The sequence below is a fragment of the Bradyrhizobium sp. USDA 327 genome, from assembly GCF_041262065.1.
In the GTDB taxonomy this organism is placed as follows: Bacteria; Pseudomonadota; Alphaproteobacteria; order Rhizobiales; family Xanthobacteraceae; genus Bradyrhizobium; species Bradyrhizobium liaoningense.
This window is the reverse complement of sequence record NZ_JBGCCW010000001.1, coordinates 1,048,293-1,072,888: the sequence shown is the minus strand read 5'-3', so window position 1 is coordinate 1,072,888 and position 24,596 is coordinate 1,048,293. Positions and strand designations below refer to the sequence as shown.

General features: G+C 66.2%; 25 protein-coding genes, 1 tRNA gene and 1 pseudogene. 18 read left to right on the top strand and 9 right to left on the bottom strand.

What is annotated here, in order from left to right; translation table 11 throughout:
* Nucleotides 1-555: 555 nt before the first annotated feature.
* The gene (locus ABIA42_RS04750; protein WP_370115199.1) at nt 556-1,515 is read right to left on the bottom strand and encodes an N-carbamoyl-D-amino-acid hydrolase; all 960 of its coding nucleotides are present in this window, start codon (nt 1,513-1,515) and stop codon (nt 556-558) included.
* Between the two features lie 257 nt (nt 1,516-1,772).
* On the opposite strand from ABIA42_RS04750, the gene ABIA42_RS04745 reads away from it, so the two are divergent.
* Nucleotides 1,773-1,997, top strand: a complete 225-nt coding sequence (locus tag ABIA42_RS04745) for a hypothetical protein (RefSeq protein ID WP_370115200.1) — start codon at nt 1,773-1,775, stop codon at nt 1,995-1,997.
* A gap of 169 nt (nt 1,998-2,166) precedes the next feature.
* Nucleotides 2,167-2,493, top strand: a complete 327-nt coding sequence (locus ABIA42_RS04740) for a hypothetical protein (protein ID WP_370143741.1) — start codon at nt 2,167-2,169, stop codon at nt 2,491-2,493.
* 195 nt (nt 2,494-2,688) lie between these two features.
* Here the strand turns inward: ABIA42_RS04740 and ABIA42_RS04735 are convergent.
* Nucleotides 2,689-2,765, bottom strand: a tRNA-Pro gene (locus ABIA42_RS04735).
* A 68-nt stretch (nt 2,766-2,833) separates the two neighbouring features.
* Between ABIA42_RS04735 and ABIA42_RS04730 the strand changes: the two genes are divergently transcribed.
* The 6 genes from ABIA42_RS04730 (at nt 2,834) to ABIA42_RS04705 (ending at nt 8,787) form a co-directional block, all read left to right on the top strand.
* Nucleotides 2,834-3,823, top strand: coding sequence for an L-threonylcarbamoyladenylate synthase (locus ABIA42_RS04730; protein ID WP_370115206.1), 990 nt, complete (start codon nt 2,834-2,836; stop codon nt 3,821-3,823).
* Between the two features lie 23 nt (nt 3,824-3,846).
* Entirely contained in the window at nt 3,847-5,274 is a 1,428-nt protein-coding gene (locus ABIA42_RS04725; protein ID WP_370143740.1) for an FAD-binding oxidoreductase, read from the top strand.
* The gene (locus tag ABIA42_RS04720) at nt 5,271-5,726 is read left to right on the top strand and encodes a GNAT family acetyltransferase (RefSeq protein WP_370115208.1); all 456 of its coding nucleotides are present in this window, start codon (nt 5,271-5,273) and stop codon (nt 5,724-5,726) included. Before ABIA42_RS04725 ends, ABIA42_RS04720 begins: the two co-directional genes overlap by 4 nt.
* 9 nt (nt 5,727-5,735) lie before the next feature.
* Nucleotides 5,736-6,317, top strand: coding sequence for an NUDIX domain-containing protein (locus tag ABIA42_RS04715; RefSeq protein ID WP_028176931.1), 582 nt, complete (start codon nt 5,736-5,738; stop codon nt 6,315-6,317).
* 309 nt (nt 6,318-6,626) lie between these two features.
* Nucleotides 6,627-7,556 carry a glycine reductase gene (locus ABIA42_RS04710; protein ID WP_370115210.1) on the top strand — a complete coding sequence of 310 codons (930 nt, stop codon included), beginning with the start codon at nt 6,627-6,629 and terminating at the stop codon, nt 7,554-7,556.
* Between the two features lie 37 nt (nt 7,557-7,593).
* The gene (locus ABIA42_RS04705; protein ID WP_370115212.1) at nt 7,594-8,787 is read left to right on the top strand and encodes a CaiB/BaiF CoA transferase family protein; all 1,194 of its coding nucleotides are present in this window, start codon (nt 7,594-7,596) and stop codon (nt 8,785-8,787) included.
* Nucleotides 8,788-8,814: 27 nt separating this feature from the next.
* Here ABIA42_RS04705 and ABIA42_RS04700 read toward each other — a convergent pair whose 3' ends face one another.
* A complete protein-coding gene (locus ABIA42_RS04700; protein ID WP_370115214.1) occupies nt 8,815-9,579 on the bottom strand; it encodes an SOS response-associated peptidase in 765 nt (254 codons plus the stop codon).
* Between the two features lie 63 nt (nt 9,580-9,642).
* On the opposite strand from ABIA42_RS04700, the gene ABIA42_RS04695 reads away from it, so the two are divergent.
* The 4 genes and pseudogenes from ABIA42_RS04695 (at nt 9,643) to ABIA42_RS04680 (ending at nt 11,559) form a co-directional block, all read left to right on the top strand.
* Nucleotides 9,643-10,152 (top strand): hypothetical protein, encoded by a 510-nt coding sequence (locus ABIA42_RS04695; protein ID WP_028176928.1) that lies wholly within the window; start codon nt 9,643-9,645, stop codon nt 10,150-10,152.
* A gap of 9 nt (nt 10,153-10,161) precedes the next feature.
* The gene (locus ABIA42_RS04690) at nt 10,162-10,596 is read left to right on the top strand and encodes an NUDIX hydrolase (RefSeq protein ID WP_370115216.1); all 435 of its coding nucleotides are present in this window, start codon (nt 10,162-10,164) and stop codon (nt 10,594-10,596) included.
* A 48-nt stretch (nt 10,597-10,644) separates the two neighbouring features.
* Complete coding sequence (locus ABIA42_RS04685) at nt 10,645-11,022, top strand: TIGR02301 family protein (protein WP_061878459.1); 378 nt, start codon at nt 10,645-10,647, stop codon at nt 11,020-11,022.
* A 275-nt stretch (nt 11,023-11,297) separates the two neighbouring features.
* A pseudogene (locus tag ABIA42_RS04680) lies at nt 11,298-11,559 on the top strand (hypothetical protein).
* A gap of 172 nt (nt 11,560-11,731) precedes the next feature.
* Here ABIA42_RS04680 and ABIA42_RS04675 read toward each other — a convergent pair.
* The 5 genes from ABIA42_RS04675 to ABIA42_RS04655 all read right to left on the bottom strand — a co-directional run bounded on the left by ABIA42_RS04675 (nt 11,732) and on the right by ABIA42_RS04655 (nt 15,788).
* Nucleotides 11,732-12,052 (bottom strand): cupredoxin family copper-binding protein, encoded by a 321-nt coding sequence (locus ABIA42_RS04675; RefSeq protein WP_271526586.1) that lies wholly within the window; start codon nt 12,050-12,052, stop codon nt 11,732-11,734.
* Nucleotides 12,053-12,062: 10 nt separating this feature from the next.
* Nucleotides 12,063-12,593, bottom strand: coding sequence for a DUF4142 domain-containing protein (locus ABIA42_RS04670; protein WP_271526587.1), 531 nt, complete (start codon nt 12,591-12,593; stop codon nt 12,063-12,065).
* A gap of 86 nt (nt 12,594-12,679) precedes the next feature.
* A complete protein-coding gene (locus tag ABIA42_RS04665) occupies nt 12,680-13,372 on the bottom strand; it encodes an RNA polymerase sigma factor (RefSeq protein WP_370115219.1) in 693 nt (230 codons plus the stop codon).
* A gap of 100 nt (nt 13,373-13,472) precedes the next feature.
* Nucleotides 13,473-14,342, bottom strand: coding sequence for a sulfurtransferase (locus tag ABIA42_RS04660; protein ID WP_370115221.1), 870 nt, complete (start codon nt 14,340-14,342; stop codon nt 13,473-13,475).
* A gap of 111 nt (nt 14,343-14,453) precedes the next feature.
* Entirely contained in the window at nt 14,454-15,788 is a 1,335-nt protein-coding gene (locus tag ABIA42_RS04655; protein WP_370115223.1) for a dihydroorotase, read from the bottom strand.
* A 101-nt stretch (nt 15,789-15,889) separates the two neighbouring features.
* On the opposite strand from ABIA42_RS04655, the gene ABIA42_RS04650 reads away from it, so the two are divergent.
* From ABIA42_RS04650 to ABIA42_RS04625, 6 genes are all read left to right on the top strand, one after another.
* Nucleotides 15,890-16,771 (top strand): folate-binding protein YgfZ, encoded by an 882-nt coding sequence (locus ABIA42_RS04650; RefSeq protein WP_370115225.1) that lies wholly within the window; start codon nt 15,890-15,892, stop codon nt 16,769-16,771.
* A complete protein-coding gene (locus tag ABIA42_RS04645; protein WP_271526592.1) occupies nt 16,768-17,394 on the top strand; it encodes a DNA-3-methyladenine glycosylase I in 627 nt (208 codons plus the stop codon). The genes ABIA42_RS04650 and ABIA42_RS04645 overlap by 4 nt, the downstream gene beginning before the upstream one ends.
* On the top strand, nt 17,391-18,005 hold the full coding sequence (locus ABIA42_RS04640; RefSeq protein ID WP_271526593.1) for an HD family hydrolase: 615 nt from the start codon (nt 17,391-17,393) through the stop codon (nt 18,003-18,005). Before ABIA42_RS04645 ends, ABIA42_RS04640 begins: the two co-directional genes overlap by 4 nt.
* Before the next feature lie 166 nt (nt 18,006-18,171).
* Entirely contained in the window at nt 18,172-18,678 is a 507-nt protein-coding gene (locus ABIA42_RS04635; protein ID WP_370115227.1) for a tyrosine phosphatase family protein, read from the top strand.
* 235 nt (nt 18,679-18,913) lie between these two features.
* The gene (locus tag ABIA42_RS04630) at nt 18,914-19,882 is read left to right on the top strand and encodes an NAD regulator (protein WP_028181853.1); all 969 of its coding nucleotides are present in this window, start codon (nt 18,914-18,916) and stop codon (nt 19,880-19,882) included.
* A gap of 51 nt (nt 19,883-19,933) precedes the next feature.
* The gene (locus ABIA42_RS04625; RefSeq protein WP_370115229.1) at nt 19,934-22,639 is read left to right on the top strand and encodes a DUF2339 domain-containing protein; all 2,706 of its coding nucleotides are present in this window, start codon (nt 19,934-19,936) and stop codon (nt 22,637-22,639) included.
* A gap of 3 nt (nt 22,640-22,642) precedes the next feature.
* On the opposite strand, the gene ABIA42_RS04620 is transcribed toward ABIA42_RS04625, so the two are convergent.
* Entirely contained in the window at nt 22,643-24,331 is a 1,689-nt protein-coding gene (locus tag ABIA42_RS04620) for a methyl-accepting chemotaxis protein (RefSeq protein ID WP_370115231.1), read from the bottom strand.
* Nucleotides 24,332-24,596: the final 265 nt, after the last annotated feature.

Below are 24,596 nucleotides of genomic sequence, written 5' to 3'. Positions count from 1 at the left end.
AGTTCGTTCTGGCCTCCCTCACGCCCGCGAAATTTACCGGCGCCGCGCCGGTTGACGCGACTGCCGCCTCCGCAAGAGCTTGACCGTAGCAACGACGGCCAGGACCACACGGTTTTGCCGTACGCGCGGCCCGCCATTTCGCCGCAGTTTTCCCAGCCCTGTCGACGGAGCTGGAAACTTACAGGCGAGACGAAGCCTAGCAGCGCCGCTCGTCCGCACGCAGCTTCGGGCTCACGGAGAGCAATCCGCCCTGCCCTTCACCTCTCGTGCACGACGCTGCCGCGTCCACCGCAAGCCCGGCTCGCGACAATGACGACCACATGATCGCCCCTCAAGGATGAGCCGGGATGGGCGACACATACGATAAATCCGAATTTCGGTAAAGTGGAATATTTTCGCGCTGACGGATTGACAGGGGAGCGAAACACCGAGCTTCCCGGCGTCATTCCGGGGCGCCGCAAAGCGGCGAGCCCGGAATCCATTTAACCATTTGTGCTGCGGCCCGATGGATTCCGGGCTCGATGCTGCGCATCGCCCCGGAATGACTGGAGAGCTTCACCCCTTCCGCGGCACCGGCGTGCCGTCGGCCATGGTCGTCGCGCCCTTCCGCTCCACGATCATTCCATACGCATGCGGCTGGCGGTGGACGTCGAAATTGAAGGTAGTGCGCTTGTAGGAGTTGCAGAGATCGAGATCGCAGCGCGCCAGCGCGATCTCGTCGCCCTTGGTGGTGCAGGCCGCCATGATCTCGCCGGAGGGCGCGATGATGCAGCTGCCGCCGATGTGGTCGACGCCCTCCTCGATGCCGGCCTTGGCGACGCCGACCACGAAGGTGCCGTTCTGATAGGCGCCGGCCTGCATCACCAGATGATTGTGGAACAGCGAGAGATCGTCATGCTCGGGCGCGGGCGGATTGTGCACCGGCGTGTTGTAGCCGATCAGCACCATCTCGACGCCCTGCAGGCCCATGACCCGATAGGTCTCGCTCCAGCGGCGATCGTTGCAGATCGCCATGCCCATCACGCCGCCGAAGGCATCGGCCACGCCGAAGCCGCTGCCCGGCTCGAAGTAGCGCTTCTCCAGATGCTGAAACTCGCGCCATGGCTCGTGCTCGGCATGGCCGGGCAGATGGACCTTGCGATACTTCAGGACGATCGCGCCGCTCTTGTCGACCAGAATGGAAGTGTTGTAGCGCCTGACAATTCCGGCCTCGACCGTCAGCTCGGCATAGCCGAGGCAAAAGCCGATCCCGAGCTCGCGCGCGAGATCGAACAGCGCCTGCGTTTCGGGGCCCGGCATCTCGCGCTCGAAGAAACTGTCGATCTCGGCCTGATCCTCGAAATACCAGCGTGGAAAGAACGTGGTCAGCGCCAGCTCGGGATAGACGATCAGGTCGCAGCCGCAGGCCCGGGCCTGCCGCATCAAGGCCGTCAGCCGCGCCATCACCGCGGTCCTGGTCTCGCTCCTCGCGATCGGGCCGAGCTGGCCGGCTGCAATCGTCACAAATCTCGCCACGCGTCATTCCTTTCTCTGATTGCGTCGGGCTCGAGCCTACGCCGCACGCACAGGCCGCCTCCGCCCATCGTCCTGATGGCACAATCAAATTCCGTGCCTGCGGTATCTTCGTGTGGGCGCCAGACGAGCGCGCCGAAACTCAAGCAATTCGTTGCCGATCTGCAACGGTTCCCCGCGATCTGAAGCCGGACAAAACAAGCTCCCATTCCGGCCACGAACCGCTCTCACAAGGCCGTGAGACTATCAGGGGAACGACGATGCGTGCACAACGCGTTTGGAAAGTGAATGGGGCCGCCAGCGTCGGGCAGCTTCAATCGAGACTGGACGATCTGAACAAGCGTCTCGGCCAGCTCGAAAGCCAGCATTCGGATAGCGGGACGCTGGAAGAGCTGAGAGCGATCGCGCTCAGCCTGTCGCGCGAGATCGACGACATCCGCTGCGCCGAGGCCACGGCGGCCTTGAGCGAGCTGCTGCGGAAGTAGTCAGGCCGCCGATTCGCATCGCGCGCAGGGAACCAAGTTCCGCCGCCGCCATTTCCATGCAGAGCATGGAGCCAGACCATGAGCAGGCACCTGAGGCGAGCCCATCTCGCGCGCGGCGGCGGCCTTCATCATCGCGTCGCGCGCCACTTCGCGCTGTGAGGGATTTCGCATGACATCGGACCCCGAGGAGTCGGTGCGGCTGCAGGGCTACGGCGAGATGACGTTGCGCACGGCCGTCGAGACCTTGATGCTGCTCGCGCCGCGCGAGCGATCCGAGGCCGCCGTCTTCCGGGTCCGTGATGATGTACGTCTGGCGCAAAGCGAGATCGCCGAGCTCGCATCAAGCTGGGGCATCGAGCCGGCGCCCAACGTGCGATCGCCGAGACTGGTCCCGGAGCAGCACTGGCAAGACGTCGTCCGCGGCATGGTGCGCGAAGCGCCGCTGCCGTCGCTGATGGTGGCGTTTCTGGTGGGCGTGCTGGTGGCGCGGCGGTAGCCGAGTCTCGGCTGCCGCGCAGCGACAAGTTAGACAAATCATCGGTGTCGGCGAAAGAGCCATGCCGCCGCGACAAGCCGCCCTGCCCGGCCAAATCGGCCGTGGACCCGCCCCGAAAATCGTTGCAAAAAGGCGCTCCCGAGGCGCCGGCGGCCGGTCCGCCAAGTCTCTGGAAAACGTCGATTTTTGGAAGAATGGTCGGAGTGGCAGGATTCGAACCTGCGACCCCTGCGTCCCGAACGCAGTGCTCTACCGGGCTGAGCCACACTCCGACAAGAAGGCGGCTTATAGCGTCGGGTTTGACGCACTGCAAGCGGCCGAGCCGAGGAATTTTATCCCTGTGAAAACGGGTCTTGAAACGCTGATTTTGCCGGCCGGCGAGGCCGGCGCGGAAGCCGCCGCCCGGACCCTGGCCGCCGGCGGGCTGGTCGCGTTTCCGACCGAGACGGTCTACGGGCTCGGCGCCGACGCCGCCAACGCCACGGCGATCGCCCATCTCTATGCCGCCAAGGGCCGGCCGGCGTTCAATCCGCTGATCGCGCATGTCGCTGACCTCAAGGCCGCGCGGCGGATCGGGCGGTTCGACGCCCGCGCACTGAAGCTTGCGGAGGCGTTCTGGCCGGGGCCGCTGACGCTGGTGGTGCCGAAGACCGACGGCTGCCCGGTGGCGGATCTCGCCACCGCCGGCCTCGACACGGTCGCGATCCGTATCCCCGCCCATCCAGTGGCGCAGGCGATCCTCCGCGCCTTCGGCGGCGCCGTGGTGGCGCCGTCCGCCAACATCTCCGGCCACGTCTCGCCGACGCTGGCCGCCCATGTCGCGAGCGACTTGTCAGGGCGGATCGACCTGATCGTCGACGGCGGGCCGGTTACGGTCGGGGTCGAATCAACCATTGTCGGTTGCTTCGACGCGCCGATGCTGCTCCGCCCCGGCGGGCTCTCACGCGAGCGGATCGAGGCGGTGCTGGGCGCGCCGCTGGCGCGGCCGCCGCTGCAAGCCGAAAGCGACGACAGCCAGCCGGTGGCCCCGGGCATGCTGGCCTCGCATTACGCGCCGCGCGCCAATGTGCGGCTCAATGCGCGCGAGGTGACGCCGGGCGAGGCGCTGCTGGCGTTCGGCTCTGACCGCCTGCCTGGTGTTGACGCTGCCGCCGCCGTCATGAATTTATCGCCCACCGGGGATCTCGATGAAGCCGCCGCCAATCTGTTCGGCTATCTTCGCAGCCTCGATGCGAAGAGCCCGCGGGGGATCGCGGTGATGGCGATTCCCGAGGAAGGACTTGGCGAAGCGATCAATGACCGGCTGCGCCGGGCTGCGGTTGCCCGATAAGAAGCTTGAGAAGAGACACGAGAATGAACGTCAATAGACCCGCGGTCCCGCCGCTTGCGCCCGAGCTGATCGCCCAATTCCGCAAGATCGTCGGCGACCGCCACGCCATCACCGATGCGACCGACATCGAGCCTTACGTCACCGAGGAGCGCAACCTGTTCCACGGCCGCTCGCCGCTGGTGCTGCGCCCGGGCTCGACAGCGGAGGTCTCCGCGATCTGCAAGCTCGCCTCCGCGCACAAGATCGCGCTGGTGCCGCAGGGCGGCAATACCGGGCTCGTCGGCGGCCAGACGCCGCACAATGGCGAGGTGGTGGTGTCGCTGCGCCGGCTCGACAAGATCCGCGAGGTCGATACCGCCTCCAACACCATGACCTGCGAGGCCGGCGTGGTGCTGCAGATCGCGCAAGCGAAGGCGGCAGAGGTGGACCGGCTGTTTCCGCTCTCGCTTGGCGCCGAAGGCAGCTGCACCATCGGCGGCAATCTCTCGACCAATGCCGGCGGCACCGCCGCCCTCGCCTATGGCGTTGCCCGCGAGATGGCGCTGGGCCTGGAGGTGGTGCTCGCCGACGGGCGCGTGCTCAATTTGCTGTCGAAGCTGAAGAAGGACAACACCGGCTACAATCTGCACAACCTCTTCATCGGCGCCGAAGGCACGCTCGGCATCATTACGGCGGCGACGCTGAAGCTGTTTCCGAAGCCGCGGGCGGTGGAGACCGCCTTCGTCGGGCTGAAATCGCCGGCGGCGGCGCTCGAGCTGCTGACGATCGCGCAGGGCGAAGCCGCCAATGCGCTGACGAGCTTCGAGCTGCTGTCGGAGATGGCGGTCGATTTCTCGGTGCGGCACGGCATCGACGTGCGCGATCCGCTTGAGGCGAAGCATCCCTGGTACGTGCTGATGGAGTTGTCTTCGCCGGGCGAGGACGCCCGCACGCCGCTGGAGACGATCCTCGCCCGCGCCATGGAGGAGGAGATCGTCGACGACGCCGTGATCGCGGCCAACCTCACCCAGCGCGCCGGCTTCTGGAAGCTGCGCGACGAGATGTCCGCGGCGCAGAAGCCGGAGGGCGGCTCGATCAAGCACGACATTTCCGTGCCCGTCGCGGCCGTGCCCGCCTTCATCGCCGAGGCCGACGCCGCCGTGGTGAAGCTGATCCCCGGCGCGCGGCCGGTGCCGTTCGGCCATCTCGGCGACGGCAACCTGCACTATAATGTCAGCCAGCCGGTCGGCGCCAATACGGCGGATTTCCTGGCGCGCTGGCACGAGATGAACACCGTGGTGTTCGAGATCGTGCTGCGCATGGGCGGCTCGATCTCGGCCGAACACGGCATCGGCGTGCTCAAGCGCGAGGAGCTGCCGGAAGTGAAGGACAGGACCGCGATCGAGCTGATGCGCTCCATCAAGACGATGCTCGATCCGCTCGGCATCATGAATCCGGGGAAGGTGCTGTGAGCGTACCCCCTGCTCCGCTCGCGATCCGCGCGATCGCGGATGCCGATGTCGAGATGGTCGTCGCGCTGTGGCAGCGCTGCGGCCTGACCCGGCCCTGGAACGACCCGCGTGCCGACATCGCGCTGGCGCGGCGGCGCGACAATTCCACGGTGCTGGTCGGCCGCGACAACGGCGCGATCGTCGCAACTGTGATGGTCGGCCATGACGGCCACCGCGGCTGGGTCTATTACGTCGCGGTCGATCCCGACAGCCGGAAGCGCGGCCATGGCCGCGTCATCATGGCGGCGGCCGAGGACTGGCTGCGCGCAGCCGGCATTCCAAAGCTGCAGCTCCTGGTCCGCCGCGAGAATGCGCAGGCCAATGCCTTTTACGGATCGCTGGGCTTCGAGGAATCCACCTCGGTGATGTTCCAGAAGTGGCTCGACGGCCGCGCGACCACGCCAATCAACTGAGATCGAGCCATGACCATTTCCGATCGCGTCCGCATCAAGGACGTCCGCGTACTCTCGAACAACTGGACGCCCGTGAAGACCACGACGTTCGAGTACCGGCGTGCCAATGGCGAGTGGCAGACGCAGCACCGCGAGACCTATGAGCGCGACAACGCCGCCGCCGTGCTGCCCTATAACCGCGCCCGGCGCACGGTGATCCTGGTGCGCCAGTTCCGCCTGCCTGCGTTCATCCGCGGCTACGACGATCTCCTGATCGAGGCGGCCGCCGGCGTGCTTGATAACGCCGAGCCCGAGACGCGCATCCGCGCCGAGGCCGAGGAGGAAACCGGCTATCGCCTGCACGACGTGCACAAGGTGTTCGAGGCGTTCATGAGCCCCGGCGCCATCACCGAGAAGCTGCATTTCTTCGTCGCCGAGTACGAGCCTGAGATGCGCGTCAGCGACGGCGGCGGCCTCGAGCACGAGGGCGAGGACATCGAGGTGCTGGAGCTCGGCATCGACGAGGCACTGGCGATGATCGCCGACGGCCGCATCATCGACGCCAAGGCGATCATGCTGCTGCAATACGCGGCGCTGCATCTGTTCAGGTGACTCGCTGACCCTCCCCTGGAGGGGTCCGGGACGAGCGTAGCTCGCCCGTGGGTCGATCGCGCGCAGCGCGAGCGGGGGTGATCTCTCCACACGGGCGGTGTTCTTCGTGGAGAGACCGTCACCCCACCCCGCTGCGCATTCCGCTTCGCTTCATGCACAGCGACCCTCCCCCTCCAGGGGAGGGTGAAGTGACCACCGTTCGCGGCTTCATCGTCCATTGCAATTCTGGCCTGCGCTGCAGCTTCCCCCGTTGAGCAACCCCAGAACTATCTCTAGTCTGGGCCCAACCAAGAACCAGGAGACGCGCCCATGTCCGCGCCGCGCGACGACGAATTCGGCTTTGCGCCCGACTACGACTCCCCCGTTCCCTACATGCAGCGCACGCGGGACTATTACGCGGCGATCGGCTACACCACGCCGTATCGCTGGGCGCATTACACCGAGGCGCCGTTCCAGCCGCTGAAGAAGCCGCTGGCGCAGTCGCGCGTCACCATCATCACGACGGCTGCGCCGTTCGATCCGGCCAAGGGCGACCAGGGTCCGGGCGCGGCGTATAATGGCGGTGCGAAATTCTACCAGGTCTATGACGGCGACACGTCGAAACCGCACGACCTTCGCATCTCGCACATCGGCTACGACCGCAAGCACACCAGCGCCACCGACAGCGGCACCTGGTTTCCGCTGCCGCAGCTCCTGAAGGCCAGCGCTGCGGGACGGATTGGCGAAGTGGCCCCGCGCTTCTTCGGCGCGCCGACCAACCGCAGCCATCGCGTCACGCTCGATACCGACGCGCCGGAAATTCTTTCGCGCTGCATCGCTGATGCGGTCGACGTCGCCGTGCTGGTGCCGAACTGCCCGGTCTGTCACCAGACCACGGCGCTGGTGGCGCGGCATCTGGAGCGGAACGGCATTGCGACCGTGATCATGGGCTGCGCCAAGGACATCGTCGAGCACGCGGCGGTGCCGCGCTTTCTGTTCAGCGACTTCCCGCTCGGCAATTCCGCCGGCAAGCCGCATGACATCGCCTCGCAGGCGCAGACGCTCGAGCTGGCGCTCAAGCTGCTGGAGACTGCAAGCGGTCCGCAGACCACGATGCAGTCGCCGCTGCGCTGGAGCGAGGACGCCTCCTGGAAGCTCGACTACAACAACGTTGCGCAGCTCTCTCCTGAAGAGCTGGCGCGGCGCCGCGCCGAATTCGACAAGCAGAAGGAGATCGCGCGCGGCAATCGCGCCGCCTGACGTCCTCCGACAACGACAACAAAAAGGGGAGAGCGACGTGACGCGACCGTTCGAAGGCGTGAAGATCCTGGACTTCACGCAAGTGCTGGCCGGCCCCTATGCGAGCTACCAGCTCGCGCTGCTGGGAGCCGACGTCATCAAGGTCGAGCGGCGCGAGGGCGAGGACATGCGCCGCACGCCGCTTTCCCGCGAATGGGCCGAGCGCGGGCTGGCGCCCGCGTTCCAGGCCGTCAACGGCAACAAGCGCAGCCTGACGCTCGATTTGCAGAAGCCGGAGGCGATCGCGATCGTGAGGAAGCTCGCGAGCCAGGTCGACGTCGTCATGGAGAATTTTCGCCCGGGCGTGATGGACAAGCTCGGCATCGGCTACGAGACCCTGTCCGCGATCAATCCAAAGCTGATCTATTGCGCGGTCTCCGGCTTCGGCCAGACCGGCCCGGACCGCCTGCGGCCCGGCTATGACGGCAAGATGCAGGCGCTGTCGGGCATCATGGCCATCACCGGCCACCCCGAAACGGGGCCGACGCGTGCCGGCTTTGCGGTCTGCGACGTGCTGTCGGGCGCGACGGCGGCGTTCGGCGTCTCGAGCGCGCTGTATCAGCGAGACCGCACCGGCAAGGGCCAGCTCATCGACGTCTCCATGCTGGAGGCGACGCTGGCGTTTCTGTCGGGCCAGGTCGCGGACTGGTCGGTCGCCGGCCATCGCCAGACACTTTCCGGCAACCAGGCGGTGAGCCGCAGGACCACGGCCAACCTGTTCAAATGCGGCGACGGCCACATCCTGCTCGCCGTCAACAATGAGAAGCAGTACCGCGCGCTAATGAGCGCGCTCGGTCGCGAGGACACGCTCACCGACCCGCGCTTTGCCGACTGGTTCGCGCGCAACGAGAACGAGCCCGCGCTCCGCGCCATCATCGAGGAGGCGCTGGCGAAAAGGCCGGCGCGTGAATGGGAGACGATTTTGGAGGACGCCGGCGCGCCCTGTGCCAGCATCTGGAAGGTCGAGGAGGTGATCGACCATCCGCAAATCAAGGCGCGCGGCGCGATCCAGGAGCTGGATACGCCGTACGGCCGGCTGCGCTTCGCCGGCAGCGGATTCAAGCTCGCACATGGCGGCGGACGGCTGGACCGGATGGCGCCGGAGCTGGGCGCGGATACGGACGCGGTGCTGGGTGATCTGGGATTCGATGCGGCGGAGATCGCGCGGCTGCGGGCGCAGGAGATTGTTTAGAGCGCCACGCATTCCACCGCCGCCAAATCAAAACAACGACCCCTGACCGTCATCCGCCGGCGCAGCAGCAACCTTCCTCACCGCCTTTTTCGGCTTCACCGCCTCTGCCTCCGCCTCCATCTCCTCCGCGCTGATCGGCAGCACGAGCTGCTCGTCGTCATTGGCGACGCGGTTGACGCGGGTGGAGACGGGGTGCCAGGCGAACTCGCCGATGCGCGGAGCGGTCATCAGCGGCAGGATCGCGTCGACCTCGTCGCCGCTTATGTCGAGCCAGCGCTCGAAATCGCGCGGGCTGATGGTGACGGGCACGCGGTCATGCAGCGCGGCGAGGTCCTCGCCTGCCGCCGCCGTGACGATCGCGACCGTGTCGAGCTCCTCGCCGTTCGGCCCGACCCAGGTCTCGAACACTGCGGCAAAGCCGAGCGGTTCGCCGTCGGTGCGGTGGATGAAGAAGGGCTGCTTGCGGCCGCCTTCCGTCTTCCACTCGTAATAGCCATCGGCCGGAATCAGGCCGCGCCGGCGGCGAATCGCCTTCTTGAAGGCGGGCTTCTCCAGCACCGTCTCGGCGCGGGCGTTGATCAGGAGCGTAAATCCGCGGGGATCCTTGACCCAGCCCGGCAACAGGCCCCAACGCATCAGCCGGAAATGGCGCGCGCCGTTCTCGACCAACACGACCGGAATCGGTTGCGTCGGGGCGACATTGTACCGGGGCGGGAAATTCGGCTGCTCGACATAGCCGAACAGTTGCCGCAAAGCCGCGGGGGCCGAAGTTATGACGAAGCGTCCACACATGCCTGGCCGTCTATATAAGGTCCGTTCAGGTCCTTTTAACCCCGAACGCTAACACTGCGGCAGATGAGCTCAACGGCCTCCCAACCCGCGCGGACGCATGTACAGACGGGCCCCGAGGCTGAGGCCTGGGCCGAGCGCCTGCGCGTGGCCAATATCAACCCGCGCACCGGGCTTGCCACCGACTATCTCAACCACTTCAATGAAGCCGTGATGCTGCTCGAAATGGTCCCGGACATGCCGGAATGCGCCGATGACTTCCTGACCTGGACGCCACTGTCCTATGCCGAGCATTTCACGGCGTCGAATTTCAAGGCGCGGGACCTCGCCATCGAGGCCTATGAGAAGGCAGATCCCAACGTGCGCGCCCAGTTCGACCACATCACCGACACCATGACATCGATCCTGACCGCGGTCGGCTCGGCCATGCGCGAAGTCGAGAAGGACACCACCCGCGTCCGCCTCGCCGAGCAGGCCACCCTCTGGGTCAAGCCGCTGATCGCGGCCTGCGGCGGCATCATCAATGGCGGCGCGGAAGCCGACGTCGACACCATCATGGCGAACTCGGCCGGGTAGGTGACGAGATTGGCCGCGGTCCTCCAGCCCACCCATCCCCAGCTCGCGGTCAGCGCAGCCATCTTCCGCGACGGCAAGGTGCTGCTGGTCCGACGCGCCCGTTCGCCTGCCAAGGGGTTCTATTCGCTTCCCGGGGGCCGGGTCGAATTTGGCGAATCGCTGCACCAGGCCCTCAGCCGCGAGGTTGACGAGGAAACCGGCCTTCGTATCGAGATCATTGGCCTCGCCGGCTGGCGCGAGGTGCTGCCGGCCGCGGCCAGCGCCGGCCATTACCTGATCATGTCCTTTGCCGTCCGCTGGGCGGCCGGGGAACCGGCCTTGAACGACGAGCTCGACGATTACCGCTGGATCGCGCCGGACTCCCTGGCGAGCCTCGGCGACCTCAAGCTGACCGGTGGGCTGGAGGAGGTCATCCAGTCCGCCGCCCGGCTGATCCAAGCATAGGCGGCTCCGCCTTGCTTCCCTGGGCTCGACGGGGCATACAGCCCGCCGATGTCCACGCGATTTTTGGCCATTTTTGCCCTGATTCTCGCCTGCGCCGCCGGGTCCGCCCGGGCCCAGGACGCGGCGGCGCCGTTTGACGGCGAATTGCAGCGGCTGGCCGAGATCCTCGGCGGGTTGCACTATCTGCGCGGCATCTGCGGGTCCAACGAGGGCAACAAATGGCGCAACGAGATGCAGGCGCTGATCGATGCCGAAACCCCCTCCGGGGAGCGCCGCACCCGCATGATCGCCGGGTTCAACCGCGGCTATAACGGCTTTCAGCAGACCTATCGGAGCTGCACGCCGGCCGCGACGGTGGCGATCCGCCGCTACATCGAGGAAGGCTCGAAGATCTCGCGGGATCTGACCGCGCGCTACGCGAACTAGGTTCTCTCCACTGTCATTCCGGGGCGCGCGTAGCGCGAGCCCGGAATCCATTGTGCGGCAGTCTCTGCGGCCAGATGGATTCCGGGCTCGCGACTTCGTCGCGCCCCGGAATGACGGCGGCAGATGCGGGCGCGGCGCGACGGGAACCCTGTCATCGACTTTGTGCACAGCCGTTAACCGTTCTTAAAGATGTGGCCTAGCGGTCATTAACGACCGTGCTACACCTCTCGCACAGCGCATCGCCGTGGATCGCGCCCCAGCCCTGACCGAGTTTCATGAACCAGCCGATTTCCTACGCCCGCGCGCCGCTGCCCGATCACGAGCAGAAACAGGCTGCCCTGAGCTATCTCAACGAGGGCCTGGGCCGAGGCGCGCCATGACGGCGTCGACGGTGATTGCCTGGCACAGGCGAGCCTGTTCGCCGCGCTGGCCGAACTCGTCGGCACCTATGGCGAGGACGCGGTGGCGAAGTTCGTCGAGGGCTTTCCCGGCCGCATTCGCAACGGCGAGTTCTCGGTCGGCATCTCCAGGCAGTAAGCCTGTCGAAAATGACCCCGCCACGCGGACGGGGCCAGTCGACGGATGAATGACTCGGCGACATGTTCGCGAAGTCTGCCGCGAGTTATCGCACGGAAGCGATCGGACGCAGACAAGCATTAGTCTCGCGATAGCCGGGAGAAGTTCCCGCTGCGGTCGGGAACGCAATCCCTCATGGCTCGACCTTGAGGGTCGCTTTCATGTTGGGATGATAGCGGCAGTAATAATCGACCGCGCCCGGCTTCTTCAAAATGAATGTCGCCGATTTCTCTGGTGGCAGCATCACGTCGAAGTCGCCATTCTCCGAGGTGGCCGTGTGGGCGAAGACGTCCTTGTTGATCCATTCGATGGTGTCACCGACCTTCGCCGATATTTCGGCCGGTGAGATCACGAGATTCTCCATCGTGATCCGAATGGTCGCGGCACGCGCCGGGACGACCGTCGACAGGAAGACGACCGCGAGCGCGATCGAAGCGAGGCGTCCCGGCTTCATCTCACGCCTCCTATTTCAGCTCGGCCGCGACGTGCTCGGCGTGCTGCTGATGGCCCTGGAAAATCTTCAGGCCGGTCTGCAGCAGGCTCTTCAGCTCGGCATTGCTCGCGGACGGAATGAGCTGCGTCTCCAGCGCGCCATTGACCGTCTTGTGGTAGGCAACCTCGTTCGCGACATAGGCCTTGTCGAACGCTGCGCCGTCGAGCTTGTCGAGCTCGGCCATCTTGTCGCTCGCCTGCTTCGACAACGCCCTGCTGGTGTCGTTGTCCTCCGGCGTGACGTTCAGCTTCTTGACCAGCGCAAGCGCCTGCTTGTTGACTGCCTCGTGGTCGCGCAGCATGTCTTCGGCGAACGCCTTCACGTCCTTGCTCTTCGCCTTCTTCTGCGCCTGCTTGGCCGCGTTGATGTCGATCACGCCCGCGGTGTAGGCGATATGTGCGATCTGCGGATCGCTGGGCTTGTCGGCTGCGCTGGCGCCTTGCAGTACGGGACTCGACAACATCATCGCTGCGGCGGCCGCCGCGCTCCATCGGATCAACATGGCTTGACACTCCTGTGAGGCCGGAAATTCCCGGCGTGTTGCTTGCACAGGTTGGATGCCAGTTCCGGGCGAACGTTCCCGAAGAATTACACGCCGATGCCAAGGCGCCTGAGCACGGTCTCGGTCAGGCGCTCGCAGCGCCGGCCGGCGAACGGAAACGCATCCATCACGACCGGACCGATCTTCTGCTCGACGTGCTCGCGCAGCAGCGCGCGGGCACGGTACAACCGTGTCTTGACGGTCTCCGGTTTGATGCCGAGCAGCTCGGCCGTCTCCTCCATGCTCATGCCCTCCATCACCCGCGCGATGAAGACCATGCGGTAGACGTCGGGCAATTCGTCGACCGCGTGTTCGACGACGCGCTGGATCTCGCGTTGGGCCATGGACTTTTCCGGATCGGTTGCGGCGGACGAAAGGGGAAACTGGATGATTTGCGCTTCGAGCGTTGCCTCCGGCACCGATCCCAGTTCGACCTGCGGCTTCCGACTGCGTGCGCGTCCGAGCGCCTCGTTGATCGCAATGCGCGACAACCACGTCGACAACGCCGACTCACCAAGGAAACCGTCGAGATGCGTGAATGCGCGGACATAGGTTTCCTGCACCACGTCCTCGGCTTCGCTGTCGCTGCGCAGGATGCCGCGCGCGAGCCTGTAGAGCCTGCGGTTGTTGGCCTGCATGATCTCGCGCAAGGCGGCCTCGTCCCGGCGCCGCGCGCGGTCGATCAGCGCGGCTTCCGATGTCCTGGCGCCGGCGGACAGGCCGGCTGCGGTCCCTGGCATGGCGGTTACCTGCTCGTTTCACTTCATTCCGGACATTGGATGCAGGTCCAGGGAAAAGGTTCCCGACTTTTTCCTCCCTGGCCGAGAAGGGCAAGAGCCCCTAGTCCGTTTCAATCGGCAGCGACGGATCCCTCGCCCACTCGCCCATCGAGGCATCGTAGAGCGTCAGCTTGTCGTAGCCGAGCTGCGCCAGCATGAGCAGATCGATTGTCGCCGAGATGCCGCCGCCGCAATACAGGATGACATCCTTGTCTCGCGTGACGCCTTGGGCGACGAATTTCGCTTCTGCGTCTGCGAGCTTCGTCAGGGTCCTGTCGGGATTGACGAGGGTTGCCGCTGATACGTTGACGCTGCCGGGAACGCGGCCGGGCCGGCCATAGCGGCTCGGTTCGAGGCCGGAATGAAACTGCGGTCCTAGCGCATTGACGATCACGGTCGAGGGATCGCCGATCCGCGACATCACCGCGGCCTTGTCGACGAAGCAGCCCGTGCGCGGCGTCGCCTTGAATGACGTCGCCGGATATCCCTTCGGTGCGCCTGTCTCGATCGGCCGCCCCTCCTCCTTCCACTTGTCGAAACCGCCGTCGAGCACGAGCGCATCGACTCCGAGCGAGCGCAGCATCCACCAGAACCGCGTCGACCACATCATCGTGCCGATGCTGTAGAGCACGATGGTCTTGGATGCGTCGGCGCCGTGGCGGCCGAAGGCGGCCTCCAACTGGGCCACACCGGGCATCATGAAGAACTGTTGCGACGAGGTATCGGAGAACTCGCCTTGCAGGTCGAGGAAATCGGCGCCGGGGATGTGGCCGGCCGCAAAGGACTTGTCGCCTGGCACCGCGCGATAAGGCACGTCGCTGCCGGGTGGGACAGGCTCATTATAGGTCGTGCAATCGTAGAGGCGGAGGTTGGGATCGCCCAGGATGGCGGCGAGCTGCTCGGTGGTGATGAGGGGTGTCGGCTGGGACATTGTCGCCTCCCGTTTCGGAGCCGTAGCCCGGGTGAGCGTAGCGAAACCCGGGAATGGCTCAAGCGAAACCCCGCATATCGCTTCGCTCATGCGGGCTACAACCTCTACTCCCTACGCCTTCAGCGTTTCCAAAAACCGCACCGGCTCGCCCTGCGAGGCCGTCACGAGCTCGCCCTGCCACATCACGCGGCGGCCGCGGATGAAGGTGCCGACGGGCCAGCCGGTGACGCGGACACCGTCATAAGGCGTCCAGCCGGCCTTGGACGCGACCCATTCGTTGGTGATGGTCTCGCTGCGCTTCAGATCGACGATGGTAAAATCGGCATCGTAGCCGGCGGCGATTCGTCCCTTGCACGCGATGTTGTAGAGGCGTGCGGGACCGGCGCTGGTGAGGTCGACGAATCTCGCCAGCGACAGCCGGCCGGCGTTGACGTGATCGAGCATGATCGGCACCAGCGTCTGCACGCCGGTCATGCCGGAGGGCGAGGCCGGATAGGTCTTCGACTTCTCCTCGAGCGTATGCGGGGCGTGGTCTGAGCCGAGCACGTCGATGATGCCCTGCTCGATGCCGCGCCAGATGCCGGCGCGATGATCGGCCCCGCGCACCGGCGGGTTCATCTGCGCGAGCGTGCCGAGCCGCTCGTAGCATTCGGGCGCGACCAGCGTGAGGTGATGCGGCGTCGCTTCACAGGAGGCGACATCCTTGTGGTCGCGCAGGAACTCGATCTCTTCCCTGGTCGAGATGTGCAGCACGTGAATGCGCTTGCCCGTCTCGTGCGCGAGCTTGACCAGTCGCTGCGTCGCCTTCAGCGCCGCGGTCTCGTCGCGCCAGACCGGATGCGAGCGCGCATCGCCCTCGATGCGCTGCGGTTTGCGCTCGTTGAGCCGATACTCGTCCTCGGCGTGGAAGGCCGCACGGCGGCGGATCACCTGGAAGATGCGGCGCAGGCTTTCGTCGTCCTCCACCAGCAGCGCACCGGTCGAGGAGCCGATGAACACCTTGACGCCGGCGCAGCCGGGTGCGCGCTCGAGCACCGGCAGGTCCTGCACGTTCTCGCGGGTACCGCCGATGAAGAAGGCGAAATCGCAATGCATGCGGTGATGGGCCCGCTTCACCTTGTCGGTAAATTCGGCCTCCGTCACCGTCAGCGGCGCCGTGTTCGGCATTTCGAACACGGCGGTGACGCCGCCCATCACGGCGCTGCGCGAGCCGGTCTCGAGGTCTTCCTTGTGCTCCAGCCCGGGCTCGCGGAAATGCACCTGCGTGTCCATCACGCCGGGCAGGATGTGCAGGCCCTTGCAGTCGATCACCTCCGCGGCGCTGCCCTGCGACAGCGGCCCCAGCTCGGCGATGCGACCGCCCGCAATGCCGATGTCGCGAACGGCCTCCCCGTCCTGGTTGACCACGGTGCCGCCCTTGAGGATCACATCGAAACGCTGGCTCATGGCTGAAGGCCTCTCTCGTCCCCAAGCGCAGGGCTCGAGGTCTTGTCGTTTATGCGTTGCGGGCTTACGTTCCGGAGCAACATGTCGCAAGAGATTTTCGCATGAAATCGGCGTTTCTTCCCGACCGGGGCGTGATCGAGGTCGCAGGCGAGGATGCGCGCAACTTCCTCAACGGCCTGGTCACGACCGACCTCGACAGGCTGAAACCGGGCCTGGGGCGATTCGGCGCGCTGCTGACGCCACAGGGCAAGATCATCGTCGATTTCCTGATCACGGAGGTGCCCGCGGGGCACGGCGGCGGGTTCCTGATCGACTGCCCGAAAGCGCTGGCAGATAGCCTCGCCACCAAGCTGAAATTCTACAAGCTGCGGGCCAAGGTCACGGTGGACAACCTTTCCGACGATCTCGGCGTGCTCGCGGCCTGGGACGGCCAGCCCGCGGCCCAGCCGGACCTCGCCTTCGTCGATCCGCGGAATGACGGGCTCGGCTACCGCATCCTGATCCCGGAAAATCTCAAGCAGAAGCTGTCCGACCTGATCGGTGCCCAGCTGGTCGATGCGGCCGAATACGAGGCGCACCGCATCGCGCTCGGCGTGCCCCGCGGCGGGCTCGACTTCATGTACAGCGATGCGTTCCCGCACGAGACCAACATGGATCGTCTCGCCGGCGTCGATTTCGACAAGGGCTGCTATGTCGGCCAGGAGGTCGTCTCGCGCATGCAGCATCGCGGCACTGCACGTACGCGCAGCGTGAAGGTGCTGCTCGACGGTGCCTCACCCGAGCCGGGCACGACCATTCTTGCCGGCGACAAGCCAGTCGGCACCATCGGCTCGACCGCCGGCGGCAAGGGCGTTGCGCTGGTGCGCATCGACCGCGTTGCCGAAGCGCTCGACGCGGGCCAGCCGCTCAGCGCTGGTGGGCTGCCTCTGACGCTCGCTGAACCAGACGTCGTTCGAATTCCAGCCAAGCAGCCCATCGCATGAGCCGTGCTCCCCGCCTGCATCCCGACGGCCTGAAGCGGTGCCCCTGGCCTGGCGAAGATCCGCTTTACGTCGCCTATCACGACGCCGAATGGGGCGTGCCGGAATATGACGACCGCGCACTGTACGAGAAGCTGATGCTCGACGGCTTCCAGGCCGGCCTGTCCTGGATCACGATCCTGCGCAAGCGCGACAATTTCCGCAAAGCCTTCGACGATTTCCAGCCGGAGAAGATCGCGCGCTACAACGCGAAGAAGGTCCATGCGCTGATGAACGATGCCGGCATCGTGCGCAACAAGGCCAAGATCGATGGCGCGATCCTGAGCGCGAAATCCTATCTCGATATCATGGAGAAAGGCCCGGGCTTCTCGAAGCTGCTGTGGGACTTCATGGACGGAAGGCCGCAGGTCAACCAGTTCAAGACCACCGCGAGCGTGCCCGCCTCGACGCCGCTGTCGGTGCAGATCTCCAAGGAGCTGTCCTCGCGCGGCTTCAAATTCGTCGGCCCGACCATCGTCTATGCCTTCATGCAGGCGACCGGCATGGTCAACGATCATCTCGTCGACTGCCACTGTCACGCCACCTGCGGCAAGACGCAGCGCAAGCCGCGCCTCAAGGCCAAATGACGACGAAGAAGACCGCGCGCGATGCGCAGTCCCGCGCCTGGCAGCGCATGCTGTCGGGCCGGCGGCTCGATCTGCTCGATCCCTCCCCGCTCGACATCGAGATCGCCGACATCGCACACGGCCTTGCCCGCGTCGCGCGCTGGAATGGGCAGACCATCGGCGCGCATATTTTCTCGGTCGCGCAGCACACGCTGCTGGTGGAAACCGTGCTGCGGCACGAGATGCCGCGGGCCGACCAGCGCATGCGGCTCGCAGCCCTGCTGCACGATGCGCCGGAATATGTGATCGGGGACATGATCTCGCCGTTCAAGGCCGTGCTCGACGGCCATTACAAGGCGGTCGAGAAGCGCCTCCTCGGCGCCATCCATATCCGCTTCGGCCTGCCGCCGGTGCTGCCCGACGAGATCACGCAAGCCATCAAGGCCGCCGATCGCGGCGCAGCCTACCTCGAGGCAACCGAGCTCGCCGGCTTCAGCGAGAGCGAGGCCAAGCGCCTGTTCGGCAAGGATCCCGGCCTGTCCGACAGCGTCCGGCGCGACTACATGACGCCCTGGACGGCGGCACGGGCCGAGAAGCAGTTTCTGGAGCGGTTTGGCGCCGTGTTTGCGTAGGTGCTGCGGGGTGGGCAAAAGCCGCGGTGCGCCGTGCCCGCCATTCTTTCGCGTTTGCGACGGAAGCGGCGCGCACGCTTCCGCCTTCGCTCTTCGAGCTACGGCGGACATGTCGCTTTGCCCACACTACAATGGCTCGCTATAGTGGCCGGCAAAAAGGTCTCCCATGATCCACGTCTGTTCCCTCGCCGCGCTTCCCGAAACTGTCCGCATCACCGGCGCCAGCCATGTGCTGACGGTGATGGCCAATGTCGAGCAGGTGGCACGTCCGGTGTCGGTGCTGCCGGCCAACCATCTCAAGGTATCGATGGATGACATCACCGAGGAGATGGACGGTTTCGTCGCACCATCGGAGGCGCATATCGAGCAGGTGCTGAACTTCGTGCGCGGCTGGGACCGCAGTGCACCGCTGGTGGTGCATTGCTATGCCGGCATCAGCCGCTCCACCGCCAGCGCGTTTGCAGCGGTATGCGCGCTCAATCCGAATCGCGACGAGATCGAGATCGCGCGGAAGATCCGCGCGGCCTCGCCGATCGCCTCGCCGAACCGACGCATCGTCGGCCTCGCCGATCGCGCACTCGGGCGCAACGGCCGCATGCTGCGCGCGCTTGACGAGATGGGCCCGGGCGCGATGATGGTGGAAGGCCGCCCCTTCGTGATCGAGCTTGAATGAGGCGAGGGTCGAATACCAGCCGCGGCGGGACTGCGCCCCCTCTCCCGCTTGCGGGAGAGGGTTGGGGAGAGGGTGTCTCCGCGACGAAGACTCCCCCAGAGGAAAGAGCCCTCTCCCGCCTCGCATCTGTCGATGCGATGCGACCTCTCCCGCAAGCGGGAGAGGTGCAGCGAGTCCGCGGATGGGCCGTTTCAACCAAGCTGCATTCTGTTCAATTGAACGACATGACAGCCGCATGAGCGATACGCAGCTGACGCCGATCGAGATTGGCCTCACCGCCGCAATCGTTGCGATCGAGAACCACGAGCCGCTGATCCTGACCGCGCCTGGTGCCGACGGGCTTGCCGGCCTGCCGTTCGGCCCGTTCGACGCGGTGAGCCATCGCACCTTCGAGATCGGCCTGCGCGCCTGGGTCGAGCAGCAGGCGGGCCTGCGGCTCGGCTATGTCGAGCAGCTCTACACCTTCGGCGATCGCGGCCGCCATGCCGAGGCCGGCGACACCGGCGCGCATATGGTGTCGATCGGCTATCTCGCACTGACGCGCCCTGTGGACGGCGAGCTCGCCTCAAATGCGGCGAGCTTCGCGCCATGGTATCGCTTCTTCCCCTGGGAGGACTGGCGCGAGGAGCCGCCAGGGATCATCGCCCGCGACATCATCCCGGCGCTGACGAAGTGGGCCGAGGAGGAGACGCCGGAGACGACGCGGGCGCTGCCGCGGAAGGATCGCGTGCGGTTCTATTTCGGTCTCGACGGCGCGCCCTGGGACGAGGAACGCGTGCTCGACCGCTACGAGCTTCTGTACGAGGCCGGGCTGATCGAGGAGGCACGGCGCGATGGTCGCCCCGCGGCATTGGCGCGCAAGACGCTTCCCCCGCTCGGGACCTCGATGCGGTTCGACCACCGCCGGATTCTCGCCACGGCCATCGCGCGGCTGCGCGCAAAGCTGAAGTATCGTCCTGTCGTCTTTGAACTTTTGCCAGCTGAATTCACACTTACCGAACTGCAGCACACGGTGGAGGCGATCTCCGGCCGGCATCTGCACAAGCAGAATTTCCGTCGCCTGGTCGAAATGGAAGCCCTGGTCGAACCGACCGGGGTCATGTCGACACAGACGGGCGGACGGCCGGCGGCGCTCTATCGCTTCCGCCGCGACGTGCTCCAGGAGCGGCCCGCGCCAGGCTTGCGCGTGCGCTCCCGGCGCTAGATCCTGATATTCGTGGTACCGGCCCCTGCCCGCCGGTTGCCTGGAGGCTTCATGTTCGACAGCCCGTTTGACGTCTTTGCGCTGATCATCGCGATCATCGCCTTCCTGATCGCGATCAAGGCGTCCAGCCAGGCAGCCGAGTTGCGCCGCCGGCTGAGCTCGCTCGAAGAGATGTTTTACGCGCAGCGGCAGGTGCAGCCGCCGCCATTGATGCCCGCGCCGGTGCAGACTGAGGCGCCCGCAACAGCTCCGGCAGAGCCGCCGCCGCTTGCGCCCGAGCCCGAGCCTGCGCCGTCTCCGCCGGTCGCCGCAGATGTTTCGCCGCCTCCACTCGAAGCCGGCCTTGAAGCCGGCGCACCGCCGCCACTCCCCGCGCCGGCGCCCGGTTTCGAGGAGCGGCTCGGCACCCGCTGGGTGGTGTGGATCGGCGGGCTCGCGCTCGCGCTCGGCGGCTTCTTCATGGTGCGCTATTCGATCGAAGCCGGCCTCCTCGGCCCCGGCGTGCGCGTGTTCCTCGGCGGATTGTTCGCGGTGGCGCTGCTCGGGGCCGGCGAATGGACGCGGCGCAAGGAGGCCATATCGAGCATCCAGGCGCTGCCGATCGCCAACATCCCCGCGATCCTCACTGCGGCCGGCACGGCGGTGGCGTTCGCCACCATCTATGCCGCCTACGCGCTCTACGGCTTCCTCGTGCCCGCAACCGCCTTCGTGCTGCTCGGCCTCGTCGCGCTCGGCACGCTTGCCGCCGCGCTGTTGCACGGCCCAGCACTCGCCGGCCTCGGCGTGGTCGGCGCTTTCGTGACACCGATCCTCGTCTCCAGCGGCAAGCCGGACTATTGGGCGCTTTACATCTATCTCGCGATCGTCACCGCCGCGAGTTTTGGTCTCGCCCGCATCCGGCTTTGGCGCTGGCTTGCAGTCACGACAATCGTGTTCGCCGTGCTCTGGATCTTCCCGGGTCTCGACGCCGCCGAACTGCAGGTCGCGCCGCACGCCTTCCATGTCATCGCCGGCTTCGTGCTGGCCGCGCTGCTCGTCGTCTGCGGCTTCATGTTCGGACCCGGCATCGAGGACGGCGAGATCGAGCCGGTCTCGTCGAGCGCGCTCGGCGCCTATCTGTTCGGCGCGATGCTGATCGTGCTGTCGAGCGTGCATGCCGATCTGGCGTTGATCGCCTTCACGCTGCTGGTCGCGGGAACGCTGTTCGTCGCCTGGCGTGCGCCGGCGGCCACGGGCGCCCTGGGTGCAGCCGCGGCGACCGTCTTCATCGTGTTCGCCGAATGGGCGGTGCGCGCCAATCCCGATATGCTGGTGCTGCCGGGCGGCCCCATGCCCGGCATCGGACCGACAGCGACCGACGGCGCGGTGACGCTGCATCTGGTGACGGCCGCGATCTTCGCCGCCGGCTTCGGCATCGCCGGCTTCCTGGCACAAGGTCGCTCGAACTCGGCAATCATTCCGGTGGTGTGGTCGGCGGCCGGCGTCGCGACGCCGATCGCGATCCTGGTCGCGCTCTACGCGCGTATCGCCCATCTCGACCGCTCGATCCCGTTCGCAATCCTGGCGGTGCTGCTCGCCGCCGCCTTCGGCGCTGCGACCGAGGCGCTCACCCGCCGCGAGACCCGGCCGGGCGGCGCGATCTCCACGGCCCTGTTCGCGACCGGCACGCTCGGCGCACTCGCGCTGGCGCTCACCTTCGCGCTGGAGAAGGGCTGGCTGACGATCGCGCTGGCGCTGATGTCGCTCGGCACGGCCTGGATCTCGATGCAGCGGCCGATTCCGTTCCTACGCTGGCTTGCCGCGATCTTCGCGGCGCTCGTCACCGCGCGCATCGCCTACGATCCTCGCATCGTCGGCGACGCCGTCGGCACCACGCCGATTCTGAACTGGCTGCTGTGGGGTTACGGCCTGCCGGCCCTTTCGTTCTGGGCCGCGAGCGTCTTCCTGCGCCGGCGCGCCGACGATGCGCCGCTGCGCATGGTCGAGACCGCCGCGATCCTGTTCACCGCGCTGCTCGCCTTCATGGAGATCCGGCACTTTGCAACCGGCGGCCGCATGACCGCGGGCCCCTCGCTGCTCGAATTCGCGCTGCAAGCCTGTATCACGCTGGCGATGGCGATCGGGCTGGAACGGTTGCGGCTGCGCAGCCGCAGCATCGTGCACAATGTCGGCGCGGTCGTGCTGACGGCGATTGCCGGGCTCATCAGCGTGTTCGGTCTGTTGATCCTGGAGAATCCGCTGCTGTGGCACACCGACGTCGGCGGCGCCGTCTTCAACCTGCTGCTGCTGGGCTATGCGCTGCCGGCCGTGCTGATGCTGCTGCTGTCCTATGCGGTGGTTGGCGAGCGTGGCAAGGTCTACGCCAATACGATTGCGGGCGGCGCGCTCGTGTTCGCGCTCGCTTATGTCACGCTGGAGATCCGCCGCTTCTATCACGGGCCGATCCTGTCCACAGGACCGACCACGGGCGCCGAGCAATACACCTATTCGATCGGCTGGCTCGCTTTCGGCGTGGTGCTGCTCGGCGTCGGCATCCTCGTCAATTCGGAACGGGCGCGGCTGGCGTCTGCCGCCGTCATCGCGCTGACGATCCTCAAGGCCTTCGTCATCGACATGTCGACGCTGACGGGCGTCTACCGTGCGCTCTCGTTCATGTGCCTCGGCGTGGTGCTGGTCGCGATCGGCTGGCTGTACCAACGCATCCTGTTCCGGCGGCAGGTTGCACCGCCGCCGGCCGCGCCGCAGCCGGGCGCGTGAAGGTCAGGCCGTGCGGACCGATTCCAGGAACTGCGCGACTTCGACCTTCAGGCGGGTGCTGTCGGTCGCCAGCGACTTCGCCGCCGACAGCACTTCGCCCGAGGCCGAGCCGGTCTCGATCGCGCCGCGCTGCACGTCGGTGATGTTGGACGAGACCTGCTGGGTGCCGAGCGCGGCCTGATGAACGTTCCGCGAAATCTCCTGTGTGGCCGCGCCTTGCTCCTCGACGGCAGCAGCGATGGCCGAGGACACCTCCGACAGTCGCTCGATGGTGCCGCCGATCTCCTGGATGGCGTTGACGGATTCCTGCGTCGCGGCCTGGATGCCCGAAACCTGCGCCCCGATTTCACCGGTCGCCTTCGCGGTCTGCTCGGCGAGCGCCTTGACTTCGGAGGCGACGACGGCAAAGCCGCGTCCGGCCTCGCCGGCGCGCGCCGCCTCGATGGTCGCGTTCAACGCAAGGAGGTTGGTCTGGCCCGCGATGGTGTTGATGAGTTCGACCACGTCGCCGATGCGGGAGGCCGCCTGCGACAGCGCGTTGACGCGCTCGTTGGTCCGCGCCGCCTGCTCGACGGCTTCCGCAGCCATCCGCGCCGAATCCTGCACGCGGCGGCTGATCTCGGTGATGGAGGACGACAGCTCCTCGGAGGCCGACGCCACCGCCTGGACATTGGTGGAAGCTTCCTCCGAGGCGGACGCAACGACGGTCGCGAGCTCCTGGCCGCGCTGCGCCGTGCCGCTCAGCGTGGCCGCGGAGGCCTCGAGCTCGGTCGAGGCCGATGACACGGTCTCGACGACCTCGCCGATCATGACCTCGAAATTGCGGGTGATGGCATCGACGCGGCGGCCACGCTCGATCTTGGCCTCGGCATCGCTCGCCGCCGCCTCGTCGGCGGCCTTCTTGGCGATCAGCGCCTCCTTGAAGATCTGGAGCGCATCCGCCATCGAGCCGATCTCCGTCTTCTCGCCGCGATGCGGCACCTCGGCCGAGAGGTCGCCTTCGCCGAGCGACTGCATCGGACGGATGATCGAGGCGATACCGCGAGACACGTCGCGCACGAGATAGTAGGCGGCAGCGATCGCGATCGCGACGGCTGCAACGATGATGCCGACCAGCACGCGGAAGATGGTGGCGTAGCTGTCGGCCGCTTGCTTCGTTTCAGCTTCGGCGCCGCTGTTGTTGAGCTCGATGCTCTTCAGGAGCAGGGGATCCGCCGCCTGAGCCATCTTCGCGACCTTGGTCTGCAACAGCTCGTTGGCATCGGTCGGGAAACGGCCGGGGCTCTTGCGCGACAGCGCCATCGTCTCCTGAACGCCGTTGAGGTATTCGGCCCAGGCCTTGGTCCACTGCTGATAGATCGCGCGTTCCTCCGGCAAGGTGATCAGGCCTTCATAGACCTTGCGCGTCTTCTCGATGCGCTCGCGTAGCGGAGCCATGCGTTTCTCAGCGGCGTCCTTGCCCTCGATGCTCTCCTGCATCAGGTGAAGTCGCAGGACGACGCGCAGCTCGTTGATGTCGGCGCGCATAGAGCCGAGCGCACGCACGCTCGGCAGCCAGCTCTCCGCGATCTCGACCGTATGGGCGTTGATGTTCTGCATCGTGCCGATCGCCATCACGCCGACGCCGGCGAGCGAGAGCACGAGGACCGACAGCACGGTCAGCAGCTTGAATACGATCGACAATTTCGACATCACGACAATCCCGATAGTAGCCGGCAACGCGCGAATCACCTGCGCCGCAGTCGTCGCGACGGACGACAGGGCGGAAGTCAGTTCAACAATGCTGGCTGGTTCTTGTCCGGAGAGATTGCGCCCATAATCGCAAACAGGCGTTAACAGGAACCTACGTAAAACTACGGTTCGCGCCGTGATCGCCATTCACTGCAACCCGTCTGTTGCAGCCGCATGGACATCTCCTGCCGCGATGCGGACGCGGCTTGATGCGTGGCATCATTCG

Excerpts from the sequence above, each read along its gene's own strand:
- ABIA42_RS04725 (WP_370143740.1), top strand. The coding sequence starts at position 3,847 with ATGAACGTCAATAGACCCGCGGTCCCGCCGCTTGCGCCCGAGCTGATC.
- ABIA42_RS04740 (WP_370143741.1), top strand. The coding sequence starts at position 2,167 with ATGACATCGGACCCCGAGGAGTCGGTGCGGCTGCAGGGCTACGGCGAG.
- ABIA42_RS04650 (WP_370115225.1), top strand. The coding sequence starts at position 15,890 with ATGAAATCGGCGTTTCTTCCCGACCGGGGCGTGATCGAGGTCGCAGGC.
- ABIA42_RS04665 (WP_370115219.1), bottom strand. The coding sequence starts at position 13,372 with ATGCCAGGGACCGCAGCCGGCCTGTCCGCCGGCGCCAGGACATCGGAA.
- ABIA42_RS04655 (WP_370115223.1), bottom strand. The coding sequence starts at position 15,788 with ATGAGCCAGCGTTTCGATGTGATCCTCAAGGGCGGCACCGTGGTCAAC.
- ABIA42_RS04715 (WP_028176931.1), top strand. The coding sequence starts at position 5,736 with ATGACCATTTCCGATCGCGTCCGCATCAAGGACGTCCGCGTACTCTCG.
- ABIA42_RS04745 (WP_370115200.1), top strand. The coding sequence starts at position 1,773 with ATGCGTGCACAACGCGTTTGGAAAGTGAATGGGGCCGCCAGCGTCGGG.
- ABIA42_RS04635 (WP_370115227.1), top strand. The coding sequence starts at position 18,172 with ATGATCCACGTCTGTTCCCTCGCCGCGCTTCCCGAAACTGTCCGCATC.
- ABIA42_RS04630 (WP_028181853.1), top strand. The coding sequence starts at position 18,914 with ATGAGCGATACGCAGCTGACGCCGATCGAGATTGGCCTCACCGCCGCA.
- ABIA42_RS04660 (WP_370115221.1), bottom strand. The coding sequence starts at position 14,342 with ATGTCCCAGCCGACACCCCTCATCACCACCGAGCAGCTCGCCGCCATC.
- ABIA42_RS04695 (WP_028176928.1), top strand. The coding sequence starts at position 9,643 with ATGAGCTCAACGGCCTCCCAACCCGCGCGGACGCATGTACAGACGGGC.
- ABIA42_RS04640 (WP_271526593.1), top strand. The coding sequence starts at position 17,391 with ATGACGACGAAGAAGACCGCGCGCGATGCGCAGTCCCGCGCCTGGCAG.
- ABIA42_RS04685 (WP_061878459.1), top strand. The coding sequence starts at position 10,645 with ATGTCCACGCGATTTTTGGCCATTTTTGCCCTGATTCTCGCCTGCGCC.
- ABIA42_RS04700 (WP_370115214.1), bottom strand. The coding sequence starts at position 9,579 with ATGTGTGGACGCTTCGTCATAACTTCGGCCCCCGCGGCTTTGCGGCAA.
- ABIA42_RS04675 (WP_271526586.1), bottom strand. The coding sequence starts at position 12,052 with ATGAAGCCGGGACGCCTCGCTTCGATCGCGCTCGCGGTCGTCTTCCTG.
- ABIA42_RS04670 (WP_271526587.1), bottom strand. The coding sequence starts at position 12,593 with ATGTTGATCCGATGGAGCGCGGCGGCCGCCGCAGCGATGATGTTGTCG.
- ABIA42_RS04625 (WP_370115229.1), top strand. The coding sequence starts at position 19,934 with ATGTTCGACAGCCCGTTTGACGTCTTTGCGCTGATCATCGCGATCATC.
- ABIA42_RS04645 (WP_271526592.1), top strand. The coding sequence starts at position 16,768 with ATGAGCCGTGCTCCCCGCCTGCATCCCGACGGCCTGAAGCGGTGCCCC.
- ABIA42_RS04620 (WP_370115231.1), bottom strand. The coding sequence starts at position 24,331 with ATGTCGAAATTGTCGATCGTATTCAAGCTGCTGACCGTGCTGTCGGTC.
- ABIA42_RS04710 (WP_370115210.1), top strand. The coding sequence starts at position 6,627 with ATGTCCGCGCCGCGCGACGACGAATTCGGCTTTGCGCCCGACTACGAC.